The 16,376-nt window shown below is 62.4% G+C and carries 14 protein-coding genes and 2 pseudogenes; 7 read left to right on the forward strand and 9 right to left on the reverse strand.

Features of this window, described 5'->3' with window-relative positions; all coding sequences use genetic code 11:
• Positions 1 to 14: 14 nt before the first annotated feature.
• Positions 15 to 1,688, reverse strand: a complete 1,674-nt coding sequence (locus AB4Y34_RS15400) for an APC family permease (protein WP_176383675.1) — start codon at positions 1,686 to 1,688, stop codon at positions 15 to 17.
• 774 nt (positions 1,689 to 2,462) lie between these two features.
• Here AB4Y34_RS15400 and AB4Y34_RS15405 point away from each other — a divergent pair.
• Genes AB4Y34_RS15405 through AB4Y34_RS15420 form a run of 4 tightly spaced genes read left to right on the forward strand, consistent with a single transcriptional unit; the run spans position 2,463 to position 6,378 of the window.
• On the forward strand, positions 2,463 to 3,464 hold the full coding sequence (locus AB4Y34_RS15405; protein WP_176383673.1) for an ABC transporter substrate-binding protein: 1,002 nt from the start codon (positions 2,463 to 2,465) through the stop codon (positions 3,462 to 3,464).
• A gap of 29 nt (positions 3,465 to 3,493) precedes the next feature.
• Entirely contained in the window at positions 3,494 to 4,519 is a 1,026-nt protein-coding gene (locus AB4Y34_RS15410) for an ABC transporter permease (protein ID WP_176383671.1), read from the forward strand.
• Entirely contained in the window at positions 4,513 to 5,301 is a 789-nt protein-coding gene (locus AB4Y34_RS15415) for an ABC transporter ATP-binding protein (protein ID WP_368716503.1), read from the forward strand. The genes AB4Y34_RS15410 and AB4Y34_RS15415 overlap by 7 nt, the downstream gene beginning before the upstream one ends.
• Positions 5,302 to 5,343: 42 nt before the next feature.
• On the forward strand, positions 5,344 to 6,378 hold the full coding sequence (locus AB4Y34_RS15420; protein ID WP_368716504.1) for an ABC transporter substrate-binding protein: 1,035 nt from the start codon (positions 5,344 to 5,346) through the stop codon (positions 6,376 to 6,378).
• A gap of 60 nt (positions 6,379 to 6,438) precedes the next feature.
• Here AB4Y34_RS15420 and AB4Y34_RS15425 read toward each other — a convergent pair whose 3' ends face one another.
• Genes AB4Y34_RS15425 through AB4Y34_RS15435 form a run of 3 tightly spaced genes read right to left on the reverse strand, consistent with a single transcriptional unit; the run spans position 6,439 to position 9,733 of the window.
• Positions 6,439 to 7,542, reverse strand: a complete 1,104-nt coding sequence (locus tag AB4Y34_RS15425; protein WP_176107301.1) for an LLM class flavin-dependent oxidoreductase — start codon at positions 7,540 to 7,542, stop codon at positions 6,439 to 6,441.
• On the reverse strand, positions 7,539 to 8,765 hold the full coding sequence (locus AB4Y34_RS15430; RefSeq protein ID WP_368716505.1) for an acyl-CoA dehydrogenase family protein: 1,227 nt from the start codon (positions 8,763 to 8,765) through the stop codon (positions 7,539 to 7,541). The genes AB4Y34_RS15425 and AB4Y34_RS15430 overlap by 4 nt, the downstream gene beginning before the upstream one ends.
• Before the next feature lie 11 nt (positions 8,766 to 8,776).
• A complete protein-coding gene (locus AB4Y34_RS15435; RefSeq protein WP_368716506.1) occupies positions 8,777 to 9,733 on the reverse strand; it encodes an ABC transporter substrate-binding protein in 957 nt (318 codons plus the stop codon).
• Positions 9,734 to 9,924: 191 nt separating this feature from the next.
• Here AB4Y34_RS15435 and AB4Y34_RS15440 point away from each other — a divergent pair, with 191 nt between their 5' ends.
• A complete protein-coding gene (locus AB4Y34_RS15440; protein ID WP_368716507.1) occupies positions 9,925 to 10,836 on the forward strand; it encodes a LysR substrate-binding domain-containing protein in 912 nt (303 codons plus the stop codon).
• 7 nt (positions 10,837 to 10,843) lie between these two features.
• Here AB4Y34_RS15440 and AB4Y34_RS15445 read toward each other — a convergent pair.
• The 4 genes and pseudogenes from AB4Y34_RS15445 to AB4Y34_RS15460 all read right to left on the reverse strand — a co-directional run bounded on the left by AB4Y34_RS15445 (position 10,844) and on the right by AB4Y34_RS15460 (position 14,946).
• A pseudogene (locus AB4Y34_RS15445) lies at positions 10,844 to 12,450 on the reverse strand (rhodanese-related sulfurtransferase).
• Positions 12,447 to 13,043, reverse strand: coding sequence for a cysteine dioxygenase (locus AB4Y34_RS15450; RefSeq protein ID WP_368716508.1), 597 nt, complete (start codon positions 13,041 to 13,043; stop codon positions 12,447 to 12,449). Before AB4Y34_RS15450 ends, AB4Y34_RS15445 begins: the two are co-directional and overlap by 4 nt.
• Positions 13,043 to 13,858, reverse strand: a complete 816-nt coding sequence (locus AB4Y34_RS15455; protein WP_368716509.1) for a class II aldolase/adducin family protein — start codon at positions 13,856 to 13,858, stop codon at positions 13,043 to 13,045. The genes AB4Y34_RS15450 and AB4Y34_RS15455 overlap by 1 nt, the downstream gene beginning before the upstream one ends.
• Positions 13,859 to 13,869: 11 nt before the next feature.
• The gene (locus AB4Y34_RS15460; protein WP_176368189.1) at positions 13,870 to 14,946 is read right to left on the reverse strand and encodes an LLM class flavin-dependent oxidoreductase; all 1,077 of its coding nucleotides are present in this window, start codon (positions 14,944 to 14,946) and stop codon (positions 13,870 to 13,872) included.
• A gap of 468 nt (positions 14,947 to 15,414) precedes the next feature.
• Between AB4Y34_RS15460 and AB4Y34_RS15465 the strand changes: the two genes are divergently transcribed.
• Both AB4Y34_RS15465 and AB4Y34_RS15470 read left to right on the forward strand, forming a co-directional pair.
• Positions 15,415 to 15,636, forward strand: coding sequence for a hypothetical protein (locus AB4Y34_RS15465; RefSeq protein WP_368716510.1), 222 nt, complete (start codon positions 15,415 to 15,417; stop codon positions 15,634 to 15,636).
• Between the two features lie 38 nt (positions 15,637 to 15,674).
• Positions 15,675 to 16,127 (forward strand): CmcJ/NvfI family oxidoreductase, encoded by a 453-nt coding sequence (locus AB4Y34_RS15470; RefSeq protein ID WP_368716511.1) that lies wholly within the window; start codon positions 15,675 to 15,677, stop codon positions 16,125 to 16,127.
• A 25-nt stretch (positions 16,128 to 16,152) separates the two neighbouring features.
• On the opposite strand, the pseudogene AB4Y34_RS15475 reads toward AB4Y34_RS15470, so the two are convergent.
• Positions 16,153 to 16,332 (reverse strand): annotated as a pseudogene (locus AB4Y34_RS15475) (acyl-CoA dehydrogenase); the annotation flags it as partial.
• Positions 16,333 to 16,376 lie beyond the last annotated feature (44 nt).

Consider the following 16,376-nt stretch of genomic DNA (forward strand, 5'->3'; position numbering starts at 1 on the left):
CGTGTATATCGTCATTAGACCGCGAGACTGCGCGTGATAGCGACCACGAGGACCCCCGCGATGATCGTCCAATAGGGCAGGAGTCCCGCACGCCTGCTCGAATTGCCTTCTTCTGTCCGATGCATGTCCTCCATCATCGTTTCGGGAAAAATCCCTTTATCAGTGATGTAATGGCGATAAAGAAAAACGGGAATGATTATTGCGGCGAAAGCGAGGCCCGAAATGAGCGTCCCCGAGCCCCAGATGTTCGACCCCATGCCGAGCAGTCCGAGATTGACGAATGAGAATAACGTTCCGAGCGCCAGCAGCCAGTTAGGAGCGCGGAACGGCCGGTGCCAGTCCGGGCGGTCGCGCCGGTGAATCCAGGCAGCGTTCAGATTCAAAAAAATGAAGATGATATAGCCAACGTTGGACATGGCCAGCACGAATACATAGTCCGACATCAAGAGGAGGATCAGGTTGAAGCACAGGTCTGTCCACATCGCCCGGGTCGGAGCACCGTCTTGATTGACGTATGAGAGGTATTTCGGCAGCCAGCCTTCCCGCGAAGCCTGATAGAGCGTCCTGGAGGACCCCGCCATCGCTGTCATGATGGCCTGCACGAGCGCCAGCACCAGCATGACCGCGAGCACGCGTTCTACAAGCGGGCCACCGTGGATCATCGGTGCCATTGCCTTCGCGATGCCCAGACCGCTATAGATGTCGGGGGCCAGCATGCCGCTATAGACGGCCGGTGTCACGACGTGCCCGGCTGCGTCCTTGACTTCAGGGGTGACCAGGTGGCCCAGCCCGAGCACACCCTGAAAGGACAGAGGCAACACCGTGAATACGAAGATGCACAGCAGGCCCGAATAGAGATTGGCCTTAAACGTATCGACCTTCGGATCACGGAATTCGCGCGTATAGCAGATGGCTGTTTCGAATGCATAGGTCGAATAGCCGGCGATGAAAAGTCCACCCGCCATCAGGGTGATCCCGGCGCGTCCCCATGTGCCATCTACGATCTGTCCGCTCGCGTCTCGCGCGAACGGAAGGAGCGGCAAAAGGTTGTGAAGCGGCAGATCAGCATGCAGAAGGGGCACGGTGCCAACGATGATCAGCGGTATAAGCGCAAGGACGCCGAGCGTCATCTGGATGCGCGCCGTGCGCAGGATGCCGCGATTCTGCATCGCAAAGGTGACAAGCAGAATCGCCGCACCTAGTATGAATGTCGCGTTGATCCGGAGGCTCAATCCGCTTCTCAACCAGTCGAGATTGACGAGTGTGATCTGCCAGGTATTGATTGCGGCTTCCGGCGGGAACATGATTGTCAGGACATAGCCTGCCCCAAGTCCGGATCCAATCGCAATCACCGGCGACCATCCGAACCAGCTGCACCACACAGATAGCGGTGCGAGCAGTTTTGCGTAGCGCACCCATGCGATTGCACCGTAGACCGAGGCACCACCAGACTTGTGCGGGAACAGCCCCGCAATCTCCGCATAGGAAAACGACTGGATAAAGCCGAGACCTATCGAGATCATCCAGACCGCCCACGAGAGCTTGCCGACCGTGGCGGCAATCGAGCCGATTGAGAAAAGGACCAGCGCCGATGCGCCGCTTGCCACCCAGAATGCGCCCGTCCACGTTATGCTTCTTTTTAACGAACCTTGCGGTTCGAGGGCGTGGGGTTCGGGAATCGCGCTCATTGCTGTCTTCCTTTGCCGATGGGACACCTCGTGGGATGCCCCTTTCCATTGGTCGATTGAGGGAAAAAACGATCGCGCGAGTGCGCTACGGTTCGTGTGCGCCTTATGGCACAGCGAGCGCTTGTCGGTAACCGAATGTAGCACGCATGCCGATGGAAAAAAATGATGCTTCTACGGCGCGAGCCCATTCGACAGCGAATCGGGCCTTCAGTCACTCTGACTGCCAGACGGACGTTGGCTGGGGCGCCGGTCAACTTTGCGTGTTACAACGTCTTCCGAGTGCAGTTAAGCTGCTATACGGGCCGTTTCGCTCGGGCGACGCGGCGACGAGAACCCCGTCTGATGAGTGGCTTCCATCCGCTTTCAGGAGCGGGCCGGTTGCCGCTCCGCGAACGCTTCTCTGCCATGTCCGACACTACGGAGTGTCTTGGAGAGCGCGAAGCTGCGCCTGCCGGATGCAAGGACGAAGCTCCAGCTGCCCGAACCGGCGAGGCGTGGCCGAAGTGCGTTCGCCAAGGCGTTGGAGTGTTCAGACGCAGTTCACCAAGGCCCATCGGCGCGCTGATCGTCAATCTGCCGACCGGTCGAAGGCCACAGTCCGACCGGGACGCGCAGTCGGTAGACGGTGAACGTCGATTGATTTCCACCGTGCCCGCATACCCCCGAGAAAATGCAAACGATAAATATTGAGTCGATATAAACATATCGAAATTGAATAATTCTCAAGGCGGACAGTCGTCGTTACGCTGTGCGTAATATGCACAGCGAGGACTTATGACCGCCTCTGTTCCAACGTCTTTATCAACGTCGGTGCACTCGCGCCGGCGTGTGCTGCGTTCGCTTGCCGCCGCGCCGCTTGCAATGGCAAGTGCGTTGACAGGCGCACGTAACGCCCGTGCGGCAGACGATGTAACCATCGTGCTCGGCGATCAGGCGGGCGGCACGCGCGCGCTCGTCGAAGCGGCGAAGGTACTCGACGGTGCGCCCTACGCGTTCCGATGGGCCAACTTCCAGGGCGCCGCGCCGTTGTTCGAAGCGCAGCGCGCGGGCTCCGTCGATCTCGCGCCAGCGGGCGATCTGCCAGTGCTGGCGGCCGCCGTCGGCGACCCGACGCTGAAGATCGTGGCGACGCGCATCGGTTCGGGCGCTCAACTCGGCATTCTGGTGGCACCGAAATCGACCATCCGCACCATCGCGGATCTGAAAGGCCGCACGGTGTTCGTTTCGTCGGCACGCGGCAGCATTTCGCAGTTTCAGCTATACGGTGCACTCGCGGAAGCCGGACTCACGAAAGACGACGTGACGGTGCGCTTCATCCTGCCCGTGGATGCATTTGCGGCCTTCGCATCCGGCGCGATCGAAGTGTGGGCGACCTTTGATCCGTACTACGGCATCGCTGTGCAACGTGGCGGCCGCATCCTGCGCGACGGCTCGGGCATCAATAGCGGATTGGGCTTTATCACCGCTTCGGGCGCATCGCTGGCTGATCCGCGCAAGCATGCCGCTATCGCTGACGTGCTCGTTCGCTATCAACGTGCGGGCGACTGGGCGCTCGCGAATCCCGACGCCTACGCGCAAATCTACGCGACGCTGACACGCACGCCGCTCGATGCCGCCAGGCAGATCACGCAACGCGCGTCGCTCAAGCAGCATTTCGTCACCGACGCCGATATCGCAGCACTGCAAAAAGTAGCGGATCGTGCGCATCAGGATGCGATCCTGCCGCGCCGCATCGACGTGCGCGCGATCTCGGAGACGCATCTTGCCAGCGCATGAACCTGGATTGATCGACGGAGCACGATGACATGTCCACGCAAACACAAACGCTTGAGCTTGCTGGTGTCGCAGAAGAGGGCAAGCGCGACGGACGCGAGCACGGCAAACGCCTGGTCGCGTTGGTGGCCGCGCTCGGCTGGCTCGGCGGCGCGGCCGTCACACGATGGTGGCCCGCGCTTGACGACTGGCCTTATACACGCGAGCTGTCGATTCTCAAGCTGCTGTTGGCGGCATTGTCGCTTGCCGTAGGCATCGCGGGTTGGCGTACGAGCAACACCCGAAGCGCGCGCGTCGAAGCATGGCTCAACGGTGCGCCGTGGCTGCTCGCGCTATCCATCGGATTGACCGCATGGGAAGTCGTCACCGCGCAACTGGAATTGCTGCCGCGGCCATTCTTTGCGCCGCCTCAAGCGTTGATCGCCGTTTATGCCGACGACCTCCCACGCCTCGCCGCGAGCGTCGCACATTCGTTCGAATTGCTCGCATATGGCTACGTGCTGGGCGCGCTGACGGGCTTCGTGATCGGCGTGAGCATCGGCTGGTCGAAGGCAGTCGGCTACTGGCTGCATCCTGTGCTGCGGCTGATCGGTCCGCTGCCGGCTGCTGCCTGGTTGCCGCTTGCGTTCTTCTTCTTTCCGTCGAGTTTCAGCGCGAGCGTGTTCCTGATCGCGCTGGCGACGGCGTTTCCCGTTGCGGTGCTCACGTGGTCGGGCGTCGCGAGCGTCAATTCCGCGTTCTACGACGTGGCGCGCACGCTCGGCGCGAAGCCTTCGTTTCTGATCCTGCGTGTCGCGATTCCCGCTGCGTTGCCGTCTGTTTTCGTCGGGCTGTTCATGGGACTTGGTGCCTCGTTCGCGGTGTTGATCGTCGCGGAAATGATGGGCGTGAAAGCGGGGCTCGGCTGGTATCTGCAATGGGCGCAGGGCTGGGCCGCCTATCCGAACATGTACGCCGCGCTGCTGGTGATGGCGTTGATGTGTTCCGGCCTGATCACCTTGCTGTTCCGCGTTCGTGACCGATTGCTCATCTGGCAAAAAGGAATGCTGAAATGGTAGCCGCTTCTTTGTCTCACACGTCTCACGCGAAGCACGGCGCGCGCATCGACGTGCGCAACGTCACACATCGGTTTGCGCTGCGCGGTGAAGCGCTGCCCGTGCTCGACGACATCAGTCTGACAATCGAACCCGGCGAATTTGTCGCGCTGCTCGGACCGAGCGGTTGCGGGAAGTCCACCTTGCTGCGGCTCGTGGCGGGTCTCGATGCACCCGCGCAAGGCGTCATTCATGCGGACGGTGAAACCGTCACAGGACCCGATCCGTCGCGTGTGGTCGTGTTCCAGGACCCGACGCTGTTTCCGTGGCGCACGGTGCGCGACAACGTGGCGCTCGGTCCGCAGGCTCAGCGTGCGCAGCGCGACGCGGCAAAGCGTATCGACGCCGCGCTCGAACTCGTGGGCCTGTCGGCGTTCGCGAAAGCCTTTCCGCATCAGCTCTCGGGAGGGATGGCGCAGCGCGCGGCGCTGGCGCGCGCTCTCGTCAACGATCCGCAACTTCTCGTGCTCGACGAACCGTTCGGCAAGCTCGACTCGTTGACGCGCATCCGGATGCAGTCCGAGTTGGTACGTCTCTGGCAGGCCGAAAACTTTTCGATACTGCTCGTCACGCACGACGTCGAAGAAGCGCTGTTTGTCGCGAACCGGGTGATCGTGCTGAGCGAACGCCCGGCGCGCATCGTCTCGCAAGTGCACAACGACGCGCCGTATCCGCGCCATCGCGACGACCCCGATCTCGTCAGGTTGCGCCGCGAAGTGCTGGGGCTGCTCGGCCTCGACACCTGAACGGCGCGTAACCAAAACAACTTCACTTAGGCGAATCACGCGATGAAGCATTCAGGCGACAACACACCATCGAACGCCGCGCGCCGCACCTGGCTGCGCAACACGGCATGGACAATGGGCGCTGCGGCGCTCGGCGGCGCGACGTTCGGACTGCCCGGCGTGCGCGCATCCGCCGACGAAGCATTGAAACCGCTCAAACTCTCATGGAATGCAGGCGCCATCTGCACGGCGCCCGTGCCCGTCGCCGTGCAGCAGGGGTTTTTCCGCAAGCATGGCTTGCAGGTCGAACTGATCAACTTCGCGGGTTCGACCGACCAGCTACTCGAAGCGATCGCTACGGGCAAATCCGACGCGGGCGTCGGCATGGCGCTGCGCTGGATCAAGCCGTTGGAGCAGGGATTCGACGTCAAGCTGACGGCGGGCATCCACGGCGGCTGCATGCGCCTGCTCGCGACGCGCGCATCGGGCATCGTCGATCTGCAAGGGTTGAAGGGCCGCACTGTCGGCGTGAGCGACATGGCGAGCCCGGCAAGGAACTTCTTCGCGGTCTCGCTGAAGAAGATCGGCGTCGATCCCGACAACGACGTGCACTGGCGCCAGTATCCGGCGCCGCTGCTGGGTGAAGCGCTGAAGAAGGGTGAAGTGCACGCGATCGCCGATGGCGACCCGACCATCTGGACATTGCGCGAGGCCGATCATCTGCAGGAAGTGTCGAACAACCTGTGCGGCGAGTACGCGAACCGCGTGTGTTGTGTGCTAGGCGTTCGTGGCTCCCTCGTCCGCAAGGACCGCGCGACGGCTCAGGCGCTGACGCAGGCCTTGCTGGAAGCCACCGAATGGACCGCGAATCATCCCGCCGAGGCCGCGGCGGTCTTCGCGCCGAATGCGCCTGGCGCGAACGTCGCGCAACTGACGGAGATGTTGAAGAGCCACACGGATCACCATCATCCCGTGGGTGATGCCTTCAAGAAAGAGATCTCGCTGTACGCCGACGATCTGAAATCCGTAGGCGTGTTGAATTCGGGGACGAACTCGGACCGGTTTGCCACGCGGGTGTTTGCCGACGTATTGGCTTGATGGAGGAACGCAGCGCGCCGGCTTCGGCGCGCTGCGTTTGCGCAGAGTGCGGAAAATGAGCTAAGCGGGAAGGGCTTCTCGCGTCCTGTTCCTCTCTGCGACCGCGTTGCGTACGAGCGGCAGTAGATCACGCCCGTAGGCCAATGCATCCTCGAGCGGATCAAATCCACGAATGAGGAAGGTCGTTACCCCAAGTTTGTGATATTCGACCAGCGCGTCGGAAACCTGTTGCGGTGTGCCGACAAGCGACGTCGAATTTCCCGCTGCCCGCGTGAGTGCGGTGATTCCCGTCCACAGACGCGTGTCGACCACGCTTCCCTTGTCCGCCTCAGCGAGCAATCGCAATGCGCCGACATTCTTCGGCTCCTTTGGCCTGCGGGTGAAATTCGGCGAGGCAGCGACGACACCCTTCGCACGCTCCAGAATCGACTCGGCGCGCGCCCATGCGGCCTCTTCCGTCGCGGCGATGATCGGGCGAAGCGACAGGCTGAAGCGGATGAGCTTTTCCCGTCCATGGCGCGCAGCAGACTGGCGCACCTTCGCTATCGTTTCTTCGACGGCGGCGAGCGATTCGCCCCACAGCGCATACACATCGGCATGCTTGCCCGCGACCTCGATTGCGGCGTCCGACGAGCCGCCGAAATACACGGGCAAATGCGGCTGCTGCAACGGACGGATCTGCGACTTGTGACCCGCGACACGATAGTAAGCGCCTTCGTGATCGAACGGTGTTTCACTGGTCCATGAACGCCTGACGACGTCGAGATATTCGTCCGTGCGCCGATAGCGCTCGTCGTGCGACAGAAAATCGCCGTCGCGCTGCTGCTCGACGTCGTCGCCGCCCGAAATGATATGGACGGCCGTGCGTCCCCCGCTGAAATGATCGAGCGTAGCAAGCTGACGTGCCGCGAGTGTCGGTGCGACGAAGCCCGGACGATGCGCGAGCAGGATGCCGAGGCGCTTCGTCTGTTGCGCGACGAACGAGGCGATCTGAAAGCCGTCGGGCGACGCGCTCGAATGCGCAATCAGCACACGGTCGAAGCCGCCATATTCATGCGCTTGCGCCACGGCGGCAATGTACGGCGGATTGACGGCGGGTCCTTTCGGCAAATGAATCTCGCTCGCTTCCTGATGGCTCACATAGCCGATGAATTCGACGCTCATCTGGGTTCGCTCCTCGTGGGTGAAGTGGTGGTGAATGCGGCGCGGCCCAGATTGCCGAGCACGGTGTCGTTCTGCGGTGTGTGAATGCGCGCGCAGAGCACGTCGCGGTAGTGGCGCTCCAGTGCGTTGTTGCGACTGAGGCCAGGATTGCTGCTCGCTTCGAGTGCGAGTTCGACGGCATCGATCGCGTGCTGGCTGACGAGATACTTGACGGTCGGCGCTTCGACCGTGCCGATCTGGCCGGCTGCGCCTGCATCGAGCAGAACGCGGTTGTTGAACAGTAGCGCATCGATGCGCCCCACCGTCTGCTGAAAACTGTCGAGCGTCGATAGCGGGGCGTTCAGTCCCGAAGGCACCCGGTGCGCCGCCCACTGCACGAACCAGTCGCGCGCGGCGCGTGCGATGCCGTCGTAGATCGAAGGCAGCAGCACATTCATCCACAGGCTTGTCACCAGGTCCATGCCGTTGGTCGGGCCGGGCGGTTGGAGATCGACGGCCTGGTCGAACGGTACGCGCACGTTGTCGAAGATCACTTCATGGCTGCCCGTCGCACGCATGCCGAGATGATTCCACGGCTCGCCAAAACGGATACCGGGCGTGTCGCGATGAACGAGCCACGTGCCGACTCGCGGTGCCGCTTCGTCCGTGCGTCCCCACACGGCGAACCAGGTCAGGCCGGGACTGCCCGTCGAATACAGCTTGCGGCCGTTCAGTATCCAGTGATCGCCTTCGCCGCGGCCAACCGTGGCGGGCAGGCCGCCACGCGACGGCGAGCCGAGTTCGGGCTCGACGCGCAACGAGTTGATCAGCGCGCCGCGTTCGACGGCATCGCGCGCAATGCGTTCTTTCAGCGCTATCGGCCAGTTCGGATTGGCCTGCAAACGCAGATGATAGAGACACTGCATCACGAGAATCAGCGCCGTTGAAGGTTCGCCGCGTGCGACCGCGCGAATCACCTTGAGCGCTTGTGCAAGTGTCGCCTCGCGTCCGCCGAGCGCACGCGGCACGGTCAGCGAAAGCAGACCCGCGCGACGCAGACGGGCGAGGTTCTCGTGCGGGAAGATCGGGCCGGCGTCGAGCGCGGCGGCGCCCGCGCCGAATTCGGCTGTCAGCGCGGCGAGCCACGCATCGGCTTGCGGACTGTCGAGATCGGCGAGTGCTTCGAGCGCTTCGCCGTCGCGCTCTGCATCAGCAAGCGCGCCTTCGGGTTGACGGCTGGTCATGGTCGGTCGGTTCACTGTGCGGTAAGCGGAAATTGCCGATCGAAACTCTTCGTGACATCGAGCGGTGTCTTGATCACATCCGCACGGTGATAGAGATCGGCCGTCTTTTGCTGTTCGGCGATGAGGCCATCGTCGATGACGACGGGATGCAGTTGCGCGCGCTGATAGACGGTCATCAACACTTCGGGCGGCAAGCCCGTCACTTTCGATTGCATCGCGGCCACTTCGTTCGGATGCGAGAGCGCCCAGCGCTGGCCGGCCGCGACGCGCTTGAGGAAATCGGCGATTTCGGCATGCTTGTCCTTGATGGACGTTTCCGTCGCAGCCTGGAAGCTAAGGCCAGAAGACAGATTGACGCCATTCGCGATGCTGCGGTCGTGATCGCGCTGCTCGGCAAGCGCGACATACGGATCCCACGTGGACCACGCGTCGACGTTACCGGACGCGAGCGCAGCTTTTGCGTCGGCGGGCTGCATGAAGCGCAGCGACACATCCGAGAGCTTGATGCCCGCGCGTTCGAGCGTTGCAATCGCGAGGTAATGGCCGATCGAGCCGCGCGTGGTCGCGATGCGCTTGCCCTTGAGATCGGCGGCCGTTCTGATCGGCGATGCGTAGGGCACGATGATCGCGAGATCGGTCGGCGTCGAGCGCGTTGCGGCTACCGCACGCACTCGGGCGCCCGCCGCGTACGCGAAGATCAGCGGCGCATCGCCGAGGCCGCCGACATCGATTGCCCCCGCATTGAGCGCCTCTCCTAGCGGTTGCGCAGCAGGGAAGTTGAACCATTCGATCTTGTACGGCACGTCCTTCAACTGGCCTGACGCTTCGAGTATGCCGCGCGTCTGCAACTGCTGGTCGCCGACTTTAAGCGTCGTGTCCGCCAGCGCGGCAGGCGATGCGCTCGCGACGATCGCGCAAATCAGAAGGCCGGAAAATCTTTGCAGAAATCGCTTGAGAAGGAAGGGCATGAGGGAGCGCAGCATGAGGTAGTTGGATAAAAACACACGATACGGTCGCAGGTTTTATAAGGCAAACGCATTGTTCTTCTTTGTTAATATGCGTGAGAGGAAAGCGGAAAGCTGGAAATACCGCTTGAGCGTACGGGCGGTTGCAGGCTAATGTCGCTCCATCAATACTTCATTTGAAGACAAGACCATCCATGAAACTCGATGAAATCGAGGCCTTCGTTGCCGTCGTGCGCAGCCAGTCGCTGAGTCAGGCCGCCGATTCTCTCGCGCTGACGCAACCTGCCGTCACGCGCCGCATCCAGAACTTCGAAGAGGCGCTCGGCGTCGAGCTGCTCGATCGCAATACGAAACCGCTGAAGACGACGCCGATGGGCCGCGTCGTTTTCGAGCAATGCCGTGCCATCGTGCGCGAGGTGGACGCGCTCAGGCATCTGGTCTCGGACGACGCACCACTCGCGGGCGTGTTGCGACTCGGCGTCGCGCAGACGGTCGCCGATGTGGCCATGCTGAATGCTCTCCATGCGCTGCGCGGTGCGCATCCCGAGTTGCAGGCGCGCGTGTCGACTGGATGGGGCAATCCGCTGCTACAGAGAGTCGATGAAGGAGAGCTGGATGCCGCGATCGTGCTGCTGCCGGCCAACCGTACGTTGCCCGATACGCTAACGGGCGAAACGCTTGGCGAACTGAAGCTGGCGGTTGTCGCGCAAAAGGGCAGCCTGAAGAAGCGCGCGCATACGCTGGCGGAATGCCAATCCTATGGCTGGGTGCTGAATCCCGATGGCTGCGGTTTTCGCGCGGGTTTGCAGCAGGCGCTCGCGTCACAAGGCTACACGTTAAAGCTCAACCTCGAAACGCTCGGCACCGAATTGCAGCTCGGGCTCGTCGCAGATGGCGTTGGCCTGGGGCTGGTTCCGCTGCCGCTGCTGCGCAATAGCTCGCACGCAGCGCAGCTCGACGTGATTCAGATCGCCGACTTCAAACCAGAAATTGCAGTGTGGATAGTACGTTCGCGCGCGTTGGGCAAGCTGCAGTCAGCGCTCGGCGTGCTCGCGGAAAGCGTCGAACAAAGCTTCAAGGCGGCACCTCTGTCGCGCGCCGCCTGATCCCCGATCAGACCACGAAAAAGCCATGCGTGCCGTCGCGATCGAGTTGCGCGACGAGGCCGTATTCCCATTCCAGATAGGCGTTCATCGCTTCGCGCGCATTGTCGGTGCCTTCATACGGACGACGATAGCGATCGATACGCGGCGAAGCGAGCCGAGACTCTCCCGATTCGGTCAGAAAGCCCGCACGTATCCACGCCGATGTGCCGCCCTCCAGCACATGCACGGGCTTACCTGTCAGCGCGGCGACTTCGGGTGCGGCGAACGGTGCGAGCGCGTTGGTCGCGCAGGTGACGACATAACGTTTCGCGTCGGGCAGCGCGTGAAGATCCTCGACATCGTTCGACAGGCGCGAACGCACGATCCAGTGCGCACCCGGAATATGCGCCTTCACGTGGTTCGCGCTCGACGTAACGTCGATCACCACGGTGCGGCTCGATGGATCGGCGAGCAGCGCGGCGAGTTCTTCGGCGGACAGGGTAGGTGTATGCGGGGCTCGGGTTTTGCGCCGCGCCAGGCGCCGCTGTCCGTCAGATCCTGGTCGGCAGCATCATCGATCACATAGACGTCGATGTTCATCTGCGCGAGCCACGAGGCCGTCATGTTGGCGCGTACTCCGTCATCGTCGAACAGCACCACGCGCGCGCCGCGCACGGGCGCGAACATGTCCGTCTCCTGCACGAGCTGGCCGCCCGGCGCGCCCTGAAACCCCGGTGCATGCGCGCGTTCGTATTCGGCTGGCGTACGCACATCGAAGCGATACGTGGTGCGCGACGGATCGGACGCCCAGCGAGCGGCTTCATCGAGCGTCGTGCGTTGGACGCCCGCGCGGTCGGCGAGCGCGCGCGCTGCGGTGCGCGATGCATCGAGGTTCGTCTGATCGAGACCGGCCTCGGCATCGAACCGACGGCTGCTGCCGTGCTCCAGCGTCTGCCCCGCGAGCGTCCAGCCGATAGTGCCGTTGCGCAGCGCCGCGACGGGATTCGGCAGCCCTGCATTGACCAGCGATTGCGTGCCGATGATGCTGCGTGTGCGTCCCGCGCAATTGACGATCACACGCGTCTTAGGGTCCGGCGCGAGCGCTCGCGCGCGCAGCACGAGTTCCGCGCCGGGCACGCTGATGCTGCCGGGAATGTTCATCGTCTGATATTCGTCGAAGCGGCGCGCGTCGAGCACGACGACGTCGTCACCGTTTTCAAGCAAGGCTCCGACCGCCTCGGCGGAAAGCGAAGGCGTATGCCGCTGGGCTTCGACGAATTCGCCGAAAGCCTTGCTCGGCACGTTGACGTCGCGAAACACTTCGCCGCCGGCGCGAATCCATCCGTCGAGTCCGCGCGCCAGCAGCGCGATCTGTGTGTATCCGAGGGACGTGAGCTTGTCCGCGGCGCGCGTCGCAAGTCCTTCGCCTGCATCGAACAGCACGATCGGTACGTCGCGGCGCGGCAAGCGTGTGTACGCATCGAGTTCGATCTTCGACAACGGAAGGTTCGCGGCGAAGAGCGGATGAGCCTGCGCGTGCGGGTCTTCTTCGCGGACATCGAGCAGCGCGATTTCGCGGCGTGCGAGCAGCGCTTCACGCACGTCTTCAGATGTGCGGACGGGATATGACGTCATGAAAGATGCGATTCCTTGCTGAGATCCCACAGGTTGGGGAGTGTGTCGTTCGAGTAGCCTGAAATAAAGGGCTTGGGCCGCTCGCCTGGCGGATAGGTGGAGCGGCGCACCGCGCCGATGTTGGCACCATAAACGTGGATGCTGATGGACGTGCGGTCGTCGTACGCATTGCGCACGCGATGAATGTCGCCGATGGCGGGCGACACCGCTTCGACATCGCCCGCTTCGAGACGCACTTCGGCACCCGCCGCGCGTAGCGCGCCGTCGTTGTTGCGCGCATAGGGTGCCGCAAGTTCCGCGCCGCGCAGCACACCGATGAGTCCCCACACGGTGTGATCGTGAATCGGCGTCTGCTGGCCCGGGCCCCACACGAAGCTGACTACGCTGAAGCGTTGCCGCGCATCGGCGTAGAGCAGAAATTGCTGGTAGCGTTCGAGGGACGGCTGCGCGTAGGCATCGGGCAGCCAGTCGTCAACGCGGATCAGTTCGCGCAGCGCAAGCGCGCCCCGATGGAGCAGCCCGGCTTCATCGACGCCGGCATCGACGAGTTCTGCAATCTCTTCGACGAAGTGCCGCAGTTTGTGAATGGCCATCAGTCGAGCAACTCCCGTTCGCTTTCGATCAGCCCTTCATACAGGCTGTCGAATGCATGACGCGCACCGTTTGCGCGGCCGACCTGCTGATGCGTGAGATCTGCCATATCGTGAGGGATCGGCTGCGGCGTGCCTGCCGCTTCCGCGAGCAGTTGCGCATGACACGCGTTGTCGAGCGCGATGTACCACCATGCAGCCGCTTCGACTGTCGGACCCGCTGTCAGGATGCCGTGATTCTTCAGGATCACGGCCTTGCGAGAGCCGAGCGCATCCGCGATGCGCGCGCCTTCCGTCGTATCGAGCACGACGCCGCGAAAATCATCAAACAGCGCGTGGTCCTGGTAGAACGCGCAAGAGTCCTGTGTCAACGGATCGAGCTTGCGGCCGAGCGTCGACCATGCCTTGCCATACAGCGAATGCGTATGAGCGGCCGCGACGACATCGGGGCGCGCCTCGTGAATCGCGGCATGAATCGCAAATGCAGCCTGATTCACAGGCCCATCGCCGACGACGATCTCGCCGTGGCGATTCACCAGCAGCAGATCCGACACGCGCATGCGGCCGAAGTGCCGGCCCAGCGGATTGACCCAGAAGTGATCGGTCCATTCGGGATCGCGCGCGGTGATATGGCCCGCGAGCCCTTGCGCGAAGCCATATCGTGCGAACAGTCGAAACGCGCCCGCGAGACGTTGCTGGCGATGCAGACGTTCTTCGGCAAGCGAGCGCTGAGGTTCCTGTTCATCGTCGAACCAGAACTTGCGCACGGGCGTGTCGCGCCGCGCGAGCGACGGTCGATCGGCGAGTACGGTGCTCATGATCGCTCCTGTCAGGCGGCGCGGCGTGCGCGGGACGTAAGTTCGCGGGTCGCGGGAATCAGTTCGCGGCCATAGTCGATGGCGTCTTCCAAGGGATCGAAGCCGCGAATCAGGAAGGTCGTGACGCCGAGTTCATGATATTCGGCAAGCGTCTGTGCAACCTGAGCAGGCGTGCCGACAAGTGCCGTCGAATTCGAGCGTCCGCCGATTTCTTTCGCCACGGCGGTCCAGAGACGCTCGTCCGCGCGCACGCCTTCACCTGATGCGGCGAGCAGGCGGCGCGCCCCTTCGCTCTGTTGCGGACCGCCGCGCGAGAAGCCCTGTTCGACACGCAGGCGACGGGTCTCTTCGAGGATGTGTTCTGCGCGCTCCCATGCGGCCTTTTCCGTCGCGGCGAGAATCGGGCGGAACGACACGGAGAAGCGCACGCTGCGGCCATGCTTCGCTGCTTCGGCCCGCACGCGCGTCACCTGTTCGTGGACCTGCTGTTTCGATTCGCCCCACAGCGCGTAGACATCGGCGTGCTTGCCAGCGACGGCCAGTGCTGGCTCGGATGCGCCGCCGAAATAGATCGGCACATGCGGCGACTGCTTCGGCTTGACCTCGGAGAAGGCCTTTTCCACGCGGTAAAAGCGGCCTTCGTGATCGAACGGCTGATCTTCCGTCCACATGCGACGCAGAATCTGCAGATATTCGTCGGTGCGTGCGTAACGGTCGTCGTGACTCAGGAAGTCGCCGTCGCGCCGTTGATCCTCGTCGCTGCCGCCGGAGATGAAATGCACGGCGAGCCGTCCGCCTGAGAAGTGATCGAGCGTGGCGATTTGCCGGGCCGCGAGTGTCGGGGCAACAAAGCCCGGACGATGTGCGAGCATGAAATGCACCTTCGATGTCACGCTCGCCGCGTAAGCGATCGTGATCGTCGCGTCGGGGCTCGTCGAACTGTGCGGAACCAGGATGCGATCGAAGCCGGCGTTCTCGTGCGCCTGCGCGAAGGCGCGCACATAGTCGGTGTCGATAGCGGGACCTTGTGGAAGATGCGTTTCCGATACCTTGCGCTGTTGGATCATGCCGATGAATTCGACGCTCATGTTAGCTCCTTGCGGAAATCCGTTTCGATGGAGAAATGCATGCCGCAACAGACGCAGCGATGAACGCGCGTCAGCGGACGAACCCGTCGAGGCTAACACTGCGTTATGCGGGCGCTAAATAGTAAATTCAGATAAACATATAGGATGCGCATGTTGTCCCGCAGCGGGCTTTGGCGTCGAGCGCTTAATGATTTTCATGCAATACCATATCGGTAGAAATTCATGCTTCAGTTCCAACCGTTCGAGGCGGATATGCGCAGCTTCGCGGAAGAAGTCGTGCCGCGAGTTCGTCGCCTGTTGTGGGCTTAGGCGCCCGACCGCTCACGCTCGATCCATACCGAGCGGTTCCGTCCTTGAGTGCTGCTGCCTAAGTGCGCGCCACGCTAAAAAGCATTGCATAAATGCTTGTTTGTGGAAGCGCCTTTGGGTGACTAGATTCAATGAACGTAACGAACAGGAGGGCGCACCATGTTGATGGATCACGCCATCTTCCGCCGATTTGCGGTGGTCCAGCAGCGCACGGATATCGGCTCCAGTCACGCAGCAGCCCCAGGAGAAAGCCCGCATGCTGCCGTCGGCAACGACCCGCAACGGCTCGAACGCATTGCGAATTACGCGCGCGCAGGGTACTTCAATCTGGGATACACGCTAGACATGTTTCATGCACTCGGAGAAATCGCGCCTGAGTGAATGGGCGCGTGTCGAATCTCTGTTATGGAGCGCAGGCAATGAACGATATCGTTATCGAGCAGCCGGCCGTCGTCGAGGCCGCGTTGAACTATCTGGTTGCGAACGGCGAAAAGCCCGCCACCTATGCGTACGAGCCGCCCGATGGTGCGCCGTTGCGTAGCGGCGTCTACCGGACGCAGCGCGTGAATGTCAGCAACGCGCGCATAGCGCCGCCGCCGGGTGGTTTGTCGCTCGATCGTAACGGCTTCGAATTACACCATCACGCAAGTGCATTGAACGATTTTTCCGACCCGACGGCGTTCAACCCGCGGCACCGCTGGTACTACTTTCCGCTGATGTCGCCGGACGAAGTGCTGCTGCTGAAAATCTACGATTCGGCGGGCGACGATGTCGCGCGGCTGACTGCACACACGGCGTTCGATGATCCGTCCTCGCCGCTTGATGCGCAGCCACGCCGAAGCATCGAACTGCGCGCGCTACTGTTCTTCTGAGCGTTTGCGGAACCGCCGTACGAGTTCAAACGAAGAAGAAGCCGCCCGTCGGACGAAGCTGACCTGTCAATGCGCTTTGCCCGAGCGGCTTCTCCTTGTAAAGGCGTGGATTGTGCGAAGCGATGAGCTTGATATTGCGCCAGTGCCGGTCCATCCCGCCCGCGCGGGGGACGACGGAGCCTGAGCCGAGATCGATGAGCCAGCTGACGGCGAAACAAGTCGCGGGCCGCCGTTAGCCATTTTTATTTC

Source organism: Paraburkholderia sp. BR10954 (genome assembly GCF_040965775.1).
Taxonomy (GTDB): Bacteria; Pseudomonadota; Gammaproteobacteria; order Burkholderiales; family Burkholderiaceae; genus Paraburkholderia; species Paraburkholderia youngii.

What these genes read in the sequence shown, in the direction of transcription:
- AB4Y34_RS15440 (WP_368716507.1), top strand. Translation starts at nt 9,925, where the DNA reads ATGAAACTCGATGAAATCGAGGCCTTCGTTGCCGTCGTGCGCAGCCAG.
- AB4Y34_RS15460 (WP_176368189.1), bottom strand. Translation starts at nt 14,946, where the DNA reads ATGAGCGTCGAATTCATCGGCATGATCCAACAGCGCAAGGTATCGGAA.
- AB4Y34_RS15410 (WP_176383671.1), top strand. Translation starts at nt 3,494, where the DNA reads ATGTCCACGCAAACACAAACGCTTGAGCTTGCTGGTGTCGCAGAAGAG.
- AB4Y34_RS15435 (WP_368716506.1), bottom strand. Translation starts at nt 9,733, where the DNA reads ATGCCCTTCCTTCTCAAGCGATTTCTGCAAAGATTTTCCGGCCTTCTG.
- AB4Y34_RS15425 (WP_176107301.1), bottom strand. Translation starts at nt 7,542, where the DNA reads ATGAGCGTCGAATTCATCGGCTATGTGAGCCATCAGGAAGCGAGCGAG.
- AB4Y34_RS15430 (WP_368716505.1), bottom strand. Translation starts at nt 8,765, where the DNA reads ATGACCAGCCGTCAACCCGAAGGCGCGCTTGCTGATGCAGAGCGCGAC.
- AB4Y34_RS15420 (WP_368716504.1), top strand. Translation starts at nt 5,344, where the DNA reads ATGAAGCATTCAGGCGACAACACACCATCGAACGCCGCGCGCCGCACC.
- AB4Y34_RS15405 (WP_176383673.1), top strand. Translation starts at nt 2,463, where the DNA reads ATGACCGCCTCTGTTCCAACGTCTTTATCAACGTCGGTGCACTCGCGC.
- AB4Y34_RS15455 (WP_368716509.1), bottom strand. Translation starts at nt 13,858, where the DNA reads ATGAGCACCGTACTCGCCGATCGACCGTCGCTCGCGCGGCGCGACACG.
- AB4Y34_RS15450 (WP_368716508.1), bottom strand. Translation starts at nt 13,043, where the DNA reads ATGGCCATTCACAAACTGCGGCACTTCGTCGAAGAGATTGCAGAACTC.
- AB4Y34_RS15400 (WP_176383675.1), bottom strand. Translation starts at nt 1,688, where the DNA reads ATGAGCGCGATTCCCGAACCCCACGCCCTCGAACCGCAAGGTTCGTTA.
- AB4Y34_RS15470 (WP_368716511.1), top strand. Translation starts at nt 15,675, where the DNA reads ATGAACGATATCGTTATCGAGCAGCCGGCCGTCGTCGAGGCCGCGTTG.
- AB4Y34_RS15415 (WP_368716503.1), top strand. Translation starts at nt 4,513, where the DNA reads ATGGTAGCCGCTTCTTTGTCTCACACGTCTCACGCGAAGCACGGCGCG.
- AB4Y34_RS15465 (WP_368716510.1), top strand. Translation starts at nt 15,415, where the DNA reads ATGTTGATGGATCACGCCATCTTCCGCCGATTTGCGGTGGTCCAGCAG.